Below are 9,936 nucleotides of genomic sequence, written 5' to 3'. Positions count from 1 at the left end.
GAAGCGTGGTGACACGTGCAGCTGACGGATACTAATCAATCGAAGGCTTATCTTCGAAGAAAAGCTATGATACCTTCACCAAGGTGTCATAGCTGGACAGATCGTGAAAAGCGTTTATTTGTTTGATAACATGCGATGTCTTATCCAGTTTTGAGGGTTCACCTCAATTACAAAATGATGTGGTGGTGTTGGCGAAGAGGTCACACCTGTTCCCATGCCGAACACAGAAGTTAAGCTCTTCAGCGCCGATGGTAGTCGGGTCGATCCCCGTGAGAGTAGGACGCTGCCACATGAACGAAAGCAAGCCTTAGGACATATTCTAAGGCTTGCTTTTTTTGTATAGATCTATTTTAGAAAATGTTTTTCATTTTCAAAGAGTTCGAGCTAAACGTTGCCTATTTTCTCTTTTATCAAGCAGCGAAATGGTCATACAGTATTAAGTCACTATCTGTTCTCAACAATAGTCATTTATGATAAGTTTAGACTATTAGATTGCCATTAAGTGTTAAGTACAGACCTGAGTTAGCGCAGAGATAGTTGGTAAAAAAGCTACATAAAGGTTCAGGAAGAAGGTCTAAATTATTTATACAATTGTTTTGTTTTTACTTGCAGGATTAGCAGAAATTGGCGGAGGTTATTTGATTTGGTTATGGTTAAGAGAAAGTAAGCCGTTTTATTGGGGAGTAGGTGGAGGGATAGCATTAGCTCTATATGGTGTAATTGCTACATTTCAAACTTTTCCATCATTCGGTAGGGTTTATGCGGCATACGGCGGAGTGTTTATAATTTTATCTGTTTTATGGGGATGGGGCATCGATAAAAAAACACCTGATCTATATGATTGGGTGGGATCAGGAATATGCTTGATTGGAGTTACGGTGATGTTATTTGCACCACGTCACTAATTTTTCTTATATACAGTAAAGGGCAATTGTTTAACGTTACAAGGAAATAATAGGTTTTCAGCAAAAGCTCGCAATTCAGTAGTATGAATCGCGAGCTTTCTATAGACAGTGATATCATAGTTACTAATCATCAACTCGATAATTTTTCATTTGCTTGATGAAAAGAATTTTATCTATAATGTCTTGTTAAATTAAATCCCTAGATTAAGATTCGGGACACGATGCTTCCGTTCTCAAAGCGAGTGATTTCCCGGACCTTCAAACGCCATCCTTTAAGCACGTTGACAATATCAAACAATCATCTAATTAGGAGGAAATTTAGTTTAAACATATGGGAGGTGTACTTTGATTAAATCAGATAAGGGACAATTTATAATTTTTATCATTACTGCTATTCTTTTTGTTATTAATTCGTTTCTTCATCTATTAAATTTAGGTGCAGTCGATTTTATAACAATTCTCTTTTACTTCATTATGGTTTTAGCCGTTTTTAATGCAGGAATGACAACAGAAAAATATATGCAGAATAAGTAAATAAATTGCACGAAGCTTCAGAAAATGGAAATCTCATTACTGTTTTTTTGCTAGTTTTTTTCTATTATCAGTCAAAGGTGGTTCTTCCATCCATTTGTTTTCAATTACTATATTCATTCCATCTTCCAAATATTTGCTCATCTCCGCAGCCATTCTGGTGTAATGTACAATCAAGTCTGCGCGTTGACAAGTACCAACAGCTACACCATAAAAACCAATGGTAGTTGAACCAAAAAGTGCTTTGTGGTACATCATAAGACGGTCAGAAAAAGGAGCAGTCGTTGAATTAGTAATTTCAGATGTATCTGATTTTGGAAACGGAAGCTGTTCCATTGCTAAAACTGACTGAAGAATTTCTGTATGTTTTGCGTATATTTCTGCCCCACGCCACAAATGCTTTTGTGCTTGGGATGACTTCGCTACCTGAGCGAATGCTACTGTAAAAGATTTACTTAATTCGATTTTTTTCAAATCCCAAAAAAGGTGATTAATCTCAATGCAGCTTAATGGTCTTTCTCCTCCGAGCAAACCTTTTATGAAAGTTTGTTTTTCAATAAACTTGACTGAGTTAGCAGGGTTGATTGCTGGAGGTCTTGATACAATTCCTTTTTCCAATAGCAAATCTAAAGATTTATTGAAAAGCTCCATCGTTTCGTTCTGACATTCAACAAAATAATCCCTAATATCTCGTCGTACATTTGTAGTTAAAGCAGCTGCATATCCAGCTAATCCGTTGACACTCATAACGTAGGTATAGGTTAGGCATATCGTATCTGAAAACAGACGTGGAGCCGTCAAATTAACGTCATGCTCCGTAAATCCATGGGGAACGGGGAAATTTTCATTTTTGAAGTAATTTGTAATTTTTGAAATATGTCCTTCGGCTAACCTTAAAGAAAACTTCAAAATATCACGTATAGACTCATCTTCTACGTTTTCTAGCATGTATTTGTAGACACATATCCCCATTGAGTCATTTTGGTATTGTGACCAAATGTTTGAAATTTCGGGAGCTGTAAGTTTTGTTGTATGAGATGTCTTTTTTTGTGTATCAATATGTTCATCCATTTATTCCACCACCAATAAACTTATTTTTTACATTCCTCATGTTTTTATTCTTTTTATATTGGTACAGTGGCACGACTTAAGAAAAGGGAAAAGTACTTAATTGAATTCAAATTGGTGGAATGATCTTTTATGTATTTATGAATAATCAAATAAGTAACAGGGCTAGGAGCACATAACTAAAACCTCGTTCGTTTATACTAAGGAAAACATGGATGAGGTGATGCTAAGTGACATTGTTTCGATTGGGATATGTAGCCATGAGTGTGAACTTACAAGATGCTTCCCCGTCTCAAACCATGACTTATAAAAAATTCAAACAGCTTCTTGATCAAGAAGCTGCTGTGAGGAAACTTGAAAGAATCGCTAAATCGAATATTCACAACTGTTTACGGTTGTTAAAGCATAACAAAGCACATGAGATTAATTTTTTTAGGTTAAGTTCTAGGCTTGTTCCACTTGCCACTCACGAAGATTTAAAGGAATGGGACTACCTATCAGCAATTAAGGATGACCTTATGGAGCTAGGATCCTTTTCCAAAGTGAATGGGATGCGACTAGATTTTCATCCTGATCATTTTGTCGTTCTTAATGCTCCCAGAAAAGAAGTATTTAAAACATCATTAAAAGTTTTGAAATACCACTATCTCTTGCTCCAATACATGGGGATTGACCCTACTCATCGCTGTGTATTTCATTTAGGAGGTCGCTATCAGGATAAAGAAAAATCAATCGAACGCTTTATCGACAATTGGTCTCTTGTTCCACAAGGCATTCAGAAAATGGTAATGATTGAAAATGATGATACTTCTTACACCTTAGAAAATTGCTTGTATGTATGTGAGAAGTTGAATATACCGCTAGTGTTTGATATCCATCATCACTTGGCAAATCATAATGAGGAAAGTTGGGAAATGCATTGGGAACGTGTCGTCAACACATGGTCTCATTCTCCACTGCCTGTTAAAATGCACATTTCAAGTCCCAAAAGTAACGATGAGTTTAAGAGTCATGCTGATTTTATAGATGTGGATCTGTTTTTAGATTTTGTGAAAAAGACGAATGGATCGATAGAGCAAATCGATTGTATGATTGAAGCCAAAAAAAAGGATGGCGCGCTGTTCAAGTTAGTTGAAGAACTAAGAGAGCACCCAAATATTGTGATGCAGACCGAGAGCTCATTTACATGGAAAGAATAGAAATAAGACAGGAGTTTCTATAGCATATCCTTTTAGGAAAGCACGTTTTGGATGAATGAGTAATTCTGTTTCGCTGGAGAATCACGCAAAATAGCATAGGCTTTATTCTATAGCATAGGAATACGCATTCCCCTATACCGGGGGTTCGTTCATTTCCATCTCGAATGGGGTGGCTTTGAAACGACGAGACTCCAGCGGGAGAAGGAGCTAGGCAAGACCCCACAGGGAGTGTCAACGACCGAGGAGGCTTGCCAGTTCCCCCGCAGGAAAGCGAGTTGTTTCAAAGCCACCCTATCCCTTGTACGGTAACGAATCCTCATTATCTCGGAATCGAGTCTTCAACAATCCTGATCATTAGTTTTAGTGCAAAATTTCACAATCTCTATTGGTATGCTAATTTATGTTTGAACAAGACATTATAAATTCAAGCGTTTTTGTTTGCTAGTTGTACTGTTATTTATGGTGCTAAAAATACTGCGTTTTAGTATAATAATTAAGCTGATTTTTCACATTTTCTCCACAGGACCAAAACTACATATTTCGATGGAACGTGCCTTTTCATATTTAATGGAACAAGCAATTACGGAAAGATTCAGGCTAATCTAGGCGAGGTGGGGTAATCCTGTTTAGTTTTGTTTTCAAGAGTAAGATTTAGCTTTACTTTTCCGGTTGTTTCTTCCATGGAGGATCCCCGCTAGAGTGTAATTTATCTGCAATTTTATAGGCTACTAACGGAACAATGAAAGAAAGCATAGTACATAGTAGAACCAAATAGGATGGCATACGGCCCATTATAGCTTCCCACATATTAAATTCCTCGTTTCATGATGGTTATTCTGTTTCATTTATCGCACCTGAGCTTCTTACTAAGACTTCTGTTTCAACGGTGATGGTACTTTTGGAAAAGTAATTTTCTCCAGAGTCCCAATCATCCTTTATAGATTGCCACAATTTATAATGATTTCTTTCTATATAAGATCCAAGACCCACGGCATCAACTTCTAGATCTTTTTGTAGTTTCTCGATGGAACTATTTACGATCCTTTTGATTTCCTTTCCCGTTTCTTCTTCGATTTTTGACTTTTTAGCAGGATCTGTAAAATCTGCATTTAAAAAAGACTCTACTATAGAACCCTCTGTTTCAATGGATATAGTAAATTCAATATTATCTTTGTTCTGTGCTTCGACTGCAATGTTGGCTTTCATATTTTTGGCTTCGTAAGCTATGGATTGACCTTCAACTTTAACTGGAATAGATGCAGTCTCTATATCACCTTTAATGTAATTCACCCCGGTAGCCTCTTCTTCATTTAGAATACCAACCATTTTATTGGTAGGTTCGTGAAAAACAGCTGCATTTTTGACCTGGGGCTTTTTTTCTTCGGACATGGAGATGAGCGGGATGACAAAGCTCCTGTGCATGAGTAAATATTCGTGAATCTCTCCAATTTGGAGTGGAGGTAGGATGGACGCGCTTTTAACAATATTTTCTGTTATTGAATCAATTGCCATAATCGGTAAGGTTTCGTTTGCAGGTTTGAAATCGAAAATATCTTTAGCTTTTTCTGGTGTAATCATCACTTTAATACTTCTCCTCATTTCTTGATCCCGCAGATAGAAATCGATCGAGTTTGCTAACGCATTTGGAGTTTCGGCAACCTCCTTTGATAAAACAAGGATCTGAAGATGCTTAAAAAAAGGTGATCGACTTGTTTTTGTTGCCATATCTCTCGTGATATCAAAAGCATTATTTCCATTGGCGGTAAGGTTAAAAAAAGGAGGCTGTTCGCTAGTTTGTCCTTGGGTTGCTCCGCCCATTCCACCAGGTGCCGCAAATTGATAGGTTATGGCTAGTGCTTGATTGTTTGATGTATTATCCTTGTTTTCTGACATGTCTATGGCCCCTCCAATGACAAAACCTCTCTGTTCAATTTGCACCTGATCCCAACATCCAGTTAGACAAACTAACGACAAGCAGGAGAAAAATAAGTAGATGTAATTTTTACCCATTCCCTTTAACCCCCTTAAACTTAGCTAAAAGCAGTAATGTTGTTGGTATAACTACTGATACGATCAATCCTGTATAACCGAGGGCGTCACTTAACTTATTGATATCTAAGTTGTCTTGGGGCAGCATGCTTACCAAATAAATGATAGGGGCTAATATGAGAATCAAAGTTTTTTTCTTTGTTTTCTTTAGAAGAGAGTTCAGAGCCATAACGGTAATATCAAAAAATATCATAGTTGTGGTAAACAAAGCCATCACCCAAACCGTAAAGAATACTATTTCTAAACTTTCTAAAAAACCTCCAGGCACCTCGATGACCTTTGCTAATTCATTGGTAGGATAGGTGATGTTAGATGTCATGATATTTGAAAACACACCGATTGACGTTATATAAATAAGCAAATAGATAATGATGGGAACAAAGATGCCGGAGACCGCGGCTTTAGAAGCTCGTTTAGGCTGATTCATTAAGCTTATATAAAATAGTAAAATGCCCCAGCCCATAAACGATAAAAAAGTTGACTTTATCCCTTGTAAATGACCTGACCAGCTTGTCTTAAAAAGGGGGACTAGATTTTCAGTCTTAAGCAATGGAATCGATATCAGTAGGATAACCACTAAAGCACCGATAATGATAGGTAGAAATAATTGATTAAGACGAAATAGTGCAACCCTTGAACCAGATACTGCATAGATTACAACTAGTAGAAATACAAGTGAAAGAACTTCAATAGGGGTTGCATCGAATAGATATTCTTTTGATAAAGTAGCTACGGATCGGATTTCATAAGCCGTAAAAACTAGAAAATATAACGCTATAAAAATAGTAATGATGTAAGCGACTGGCTTGGAAAGAAGTAAAGAACTATAGCCAAAAAAGGATTGTTTAGGAAAACGTGAAGCCAATGTAGCAACTACCCAAGTAAAAGTCACGGCAAGAAATCCCCCGGCGAGAATCGAAATCCAGCCATCTGCATAGTTAGTGGTTTCGGCAAGGATACGCGGAAGGGAAAGAATACCAGCTCCGATCAAGACAGAGGGAATTAAGATCCTAATCTGATTATAGTCAATTTCCTCATCTGCATATTCAAATGATTTCACGATTGATCCCCCTTATTAATCCGTTTTTCATCCTCTGTTTGTAAATACTTAGGTCTACGCTTTAGCATCGTAATGGGAGCGCGTAATATAAGGTCTTTCCAATCCGTCTTAAATCCAGGTGAAAAGGGAGTAGAATAAGGGATACCGAAGCTTTTTAAATTAACAATGTGAATATTCACCATGATATATACGAGAATGATTCCATAAAGTCCAAAAAACGCCGCGGCCATCATGAAGCTAAAACGCAACATCCGTATCGAAATGGCAAAACTATAGCTAGGAAAAGTAAACGAGGCAATCGCTGTGATAGCCACAATGATGACCATAACAGGACTTACAATACCAGCAGATACGGCAGCCTCTCCAATCACAAGTCCCCCTACGATCCCGATTGTTTGGCCGATCGGTTTAGGGAGCCGAATCCCTGCTTCTCGAAGAAGCTCCATCGTAATTTCCATTAAAAAGGCTTCGATAACAGCTGGGAAGGGAAGTCCCTCCCTTGTCGATGCAATGGAAAAGGCTAATTTTGTGGGAAGCAGTCCCGGGTGATACGTAACAAGGGCGATATATAAAGCAGGTAAGAAAACAGCAATGAATGCAGCAAAGTACCTTAAGAAACGAATAAGCGTTCCAATCATCCATCGTTCATAATAATCCTCTGGCGAATGCATCATAGCTCCAAAATTGATCGGAGCAATTAAAGCAAACGGTGTTCCATCTAATAAAATTGCAAATTTGCCTTCTGTCAGTGCCGCGGATACTTTATCTGGTCGTTCTGTATTTTGCAATTGAGGGAAAGGTGATAAAAAGTTATCCTCAATCCATTGCTCAATGTAGCCAGATTCTGGTGCATCATCGATATCAATCGTATCAAGTCGACGGTTAACTTCCTTAACAAGATCGGGGTGGATGATTCCCTCTATATAAGTAACTGTTAAATTCTTTTTCGAACGCCGTCCAATTTGATGTGATTTAAAGCGAAGATTAGAATCGCGCAACTGACGACGAATTAACATAGTATTCGTACGAAGATCTTCTGTAAAACCTTCCCTAGGTCCACGAATTAATGCCTCGGTAATGGGTTCTTCTATACTTCGACTGTCCCATCCCTTTGTACTAATTACTAAGGCTTGGTCAATTCCATTAACGAAAAGCACGGTATCCCCAGAAAGAATAGCAAAGGAAACATCATCCATAGTTTTTCCTTTTTCCACATTGCTAATGGAAATGAATTGAAGATATAACTTATCAAGCAATTCTGTTTCAAAATAGGTAGATGTTTTTTCAACCTCATCTATTCTGATTTGAAGGTTTTTCATAATATTTTCGTTGATCATTTTTGTATCTGATAAGCCCTCTATATGAATAATCGCGCAATCTGGACCACCTTGGCCGATTGTAAAAGTCCTCGTATTTAAGTCACTTGGTTTATCCAACAGATTTTCTAGGTCTTTAATATTTTTTTGGAGGTCTGTATGTAAGTGAACGTAAGAATCTTCTTTGTTTGTACTTTGTTTGTTGTCTTTTTTTTGCCTTCTAGATGATCGGAAAAACATTTTCAGCCCCCCTCATACATAGTAAAATTATTCACATACTAGGAAAAATTTATACCAATATCTTCATAGTAATAGAACGAGCATAACCTCGTGATTTGTGTGAATGACAGGAAGAGGAGGTACCTAATTCCTGAACGTACATTAGGGAAAAAAGATTTTTTTGAAAAAGTTTTATAAATAACGACACCAAACTACCTACTCCATTCGATTGTGAAAGTAAAGAGTCGAATGGAGAGATGGTTATGGAAATTAAACAAATTTTCAAATTGCAGCAATTTAAAAGTGTTAAAGAAATGGATCTACATGTAAGGGCATTTCTATTCAGAAAAAAAGAGGCATTATCAAAAGGAAATATGTGCGTTTTAAAGTTTATTTGGAGATACTCGGTGAAGTATCCTGGAGTTTCATTCGCGAAGATTGATACGATTGTAACGAAGACAGGATTCAGCAGGAGAACGGTGAACCGTACGATAAGTCTTTTAGAACAGGAAGGAATCCTTAAACGAGTCGAGACAATACGAGCGAATGGTAAGCGTGGAGTGAACATTCTCCTTATTCTCCCCCAGGAGGATCTTTTTTTACCCGATAGTGACACCCCAAATGACACCCTAAATGACACGGTACCATCCTCAAATAAACCCACATGGGATCAGCCTCTAGAGCCTATAAATTCCTCCGAAGCAAAGAAAAAGCGAAGTGAAAACTCTTCTTGTAAACCTGTAACCCTTGACCACACGTTCATTCCTTCGTTTATTCCTACTGATTTTGTAGAAAACACACGTCCTTTTTTCAATCCAACAGATGTTCTCTCTGCTTGGCGCACTGTGGAAAGTGCATATCGACAAGTAAACTTAACTTATCCTCTTCAAACTTATTTAGAGCCAGTAATTGAAATCTTCAAACAATCTGTATTTGCGGAAAAGCATGGCATGATCAAAAAGAGTTTCTTGGGCTATTATTATGGCGGTATGATAAATCGTTTCAAAGAAATCGTTCGAAGAGAAGTGATGGATGATCCAAATACTCTTTATTATGATTGGTTAGAGGCCGAGTAATAAGGATGTAATTTATTATAGTAGGAATTAGGCTTAGATTTCAGAACGGATCTTGATATAAATTAGGTTCCTTTGATAGAATCGGATTAAGAAGATATTGAGTATAAATGGTGAGGAAGAAGGAATCTATTCTTTCGCGAGTCAGTATTTATCGCCTATTTATATACTCAACTTTTATTTAAATACAAAAGCTATGAACTCTTCTTAAAAAAGTATTGCGTTCATCTTTTCTACATGGTATATTAGTTTTTGTCGCTTTTTAGAGAGCGATGCACCGATCCAATTCGCTGATCGAAAAAAACAAAACAGCGGTAAAACGTTGTTGACTTTCATTCCATCAGCATGGTATATTGGTTCTTGTCGCTTTTTAGAAAGGCGATGCATCGATTCATTCATCTGAACGAAAAAGCATAACAGTGAAAATGTGTTATTGACTTCACATCGTCAGTATGGTATATTTATTAAGTCGCCATTTTGAAGCGGCGAACCTATTGATCTTTGAAAACTGAACGA

At 37.3% G+C, this 9,936-nt stretch carries 8 protein-coding genes and 1 rRNA gene; 5 read left to right on the top strand and 4 right to left on the bottom strand.

All coding sequences use genetic code 11. From position 1 onward, the window contains the following. Positions 1–178 precede the first annotated feature (178 nt). The 3 genes from rrf (at position 179) to ACFQIC_RS16275 (ending at position 1,439) form a co-directional block, all read left to right on the top strand. Positions 179–292, top strand: a 5S ribosomal RNA gene (gene rrf, locus ACFQIC_RS16285). Between the two features lie 286 nt (positions 293–578). After that, positions 579–905, top strand: coding sequence for a YnfA family protein (locus ACFQIC_RS16280; RefSeq protein ID WP_204712322.1), 327 nt, complete (start codon positions 579–581; stop codon positions 903–905). A 345-nt stretch (positions 906–1,250) separates the two neighbouring features. Continuing rightward, positions 1,251–1,439: a hypothetical protein gene (locus tag ACFQIC_RS16275; protein WP_204712315.1), complete on the top strand. Its 189-nt coding sequence runs from the start codon at positions 1,251–1,253 to the stop codon at positions 1,437–1,439. Between the two features lie 36 nt (positions 1,440–1,475). Here ACFQIC_RS16275 and ACFQIC_RS16270 read toward each other — a convergent pair whose 3' ends face one another. Further along, positions 1,476–2,507, bottom strand: a complete 1,032-nt coding sequence (locus tag ACFQIC_RS16270; protein WP_204712316.1) for a DUF3231 family protein — start codon at positions 2,505–2,507, stop codon at positions 1,476–1,478. Between the two features lie 227 nt (positions 2,508–2,734). On the opposite strand from ACFQIC_RS16270, the gene uvsE reads away from it, so the two are divergent. Beyond that, positions 2,735–3,703: a UV DNA damage repair endonuclease UvsE gene (uvsE, locus tag ACFQIC_RS16265; RefSeq protein WP_204712317.1), complete on the top strand. Its 969-nt coding sequence runs from the start codon at positions 2,735–2,737 to the stop codon at positions 3,701–3,703. An 831-nt stretch (positions 3,704–4,534) separates the two neighbouring features. On the opposite strand, the gene ACFQIC_RS16260 is transcribed toward uvsE, so the two are convergent. From ACFQIC_RS16260 to ACFQIC_RS16250, 3 genes are read right to left on the bottom strand one after another with little or no spacing between them, the layout of a single operon-like run. Next, positions 4,535–5,713, bottom strand: a complete 1,179-nt coding sequence (locus tag ACFQIC_RS16260) for a Ger(x)C family spore germination protein (protein WP_204712318.1) — start codon at positions 5,711–5,713, stop codon at positions 4,535–4,537. Then, complete coding sequence (locus ACFQIC_RS16255) at positions 5,706–6,812, bottom strand: GerAB/ArcD/ProY family transporter (RefSeq protein WP_204712319.1); 1,107 nt, start codon at positions 6,810–6,812, stop codon at positions 5,706–5,708. The genes ACFQIC_RS16260 and ACFQIC_RS16255 overlap by 8 nt, the downstream gene beginning before the upstream one ends. After that, positions 6,809–8,368 (bottom strand): spore germination protein, encoded by a 1,560-nt coding sequence (locus tag ACFQIC_RS16250; RefSeq protein ID WP_204712320.1) that lies wholly within the window; start codon positions 8,366–8,368, stop codon positions 6,809–6,811. Before ACFQIC_RS16250 ends, ACFQIC_RS16255 begins: the two co-directional genes overlap by 4 nt. Positions 8,369–8,610: 242 nt before the next feature. Between ACFQIC_RS16250 and ACFQIC_RS16245 the strand changes: the two genes are divergently transcribed. After that, a complete protein-coding gene (locus tag ACFQIC_RS16245; protein ID WP_204712321.1) occupies positions 8,611–9,423 on the top strand; it encodes a helix-turn-helix domain-containing protein in 813 nt (270 codons plus the stop codon). Positions 9,424–9,936: the final 513 nt, after the last annotated feature.

It is taken from the genome of Halobacillus seohaensis (genome assembly GCF_042663045.1).
Classification (GTDB): domain Bacteria; phylum Bacillota; class Bacilli; order Bacillales; family Halobacillaceae; genus Halobacillus_A; species Halobacillus_A seohaensis.
Note: the sequence above shows the minus strand (reverse complement) of the source record. Positions and strands in the feature narration are given on the sequence as shown.

Excerpts from the sequence above, each read along its gene's own strand:
- ACFQIC_RS16270 (WP_204712316.1), bottom strand. The coding sequence starts at position 2,507 with ATGGATGAACATATTGATACACAAAAAAAGACATCTCATACAACAAAA.
- ACFQIC_RS16260 (WP_204712318.1), bottom strand. The coding sequence starts at position 5,713 with ATGGGTAAAAATTACATCTACTTATTTTTCTCCTGCTTGTCGTTAGTT.
- ACFQIC_RS16250 (WP_204712320.1), bottom strand. The coding sequence starts at position 8,368 with ATGTTTTTCCGATCATCTAGAAGGCAAAAAAAAGACAACAAACAAAGT.
- ACFQIC_RS16245 (WP_204712321.1), top strand. The coding sequence starts at position 8,611 with ATGGAAATTAAACAAATTTTCAAATTGCAGCAATTTAAAAGTGTTAAA.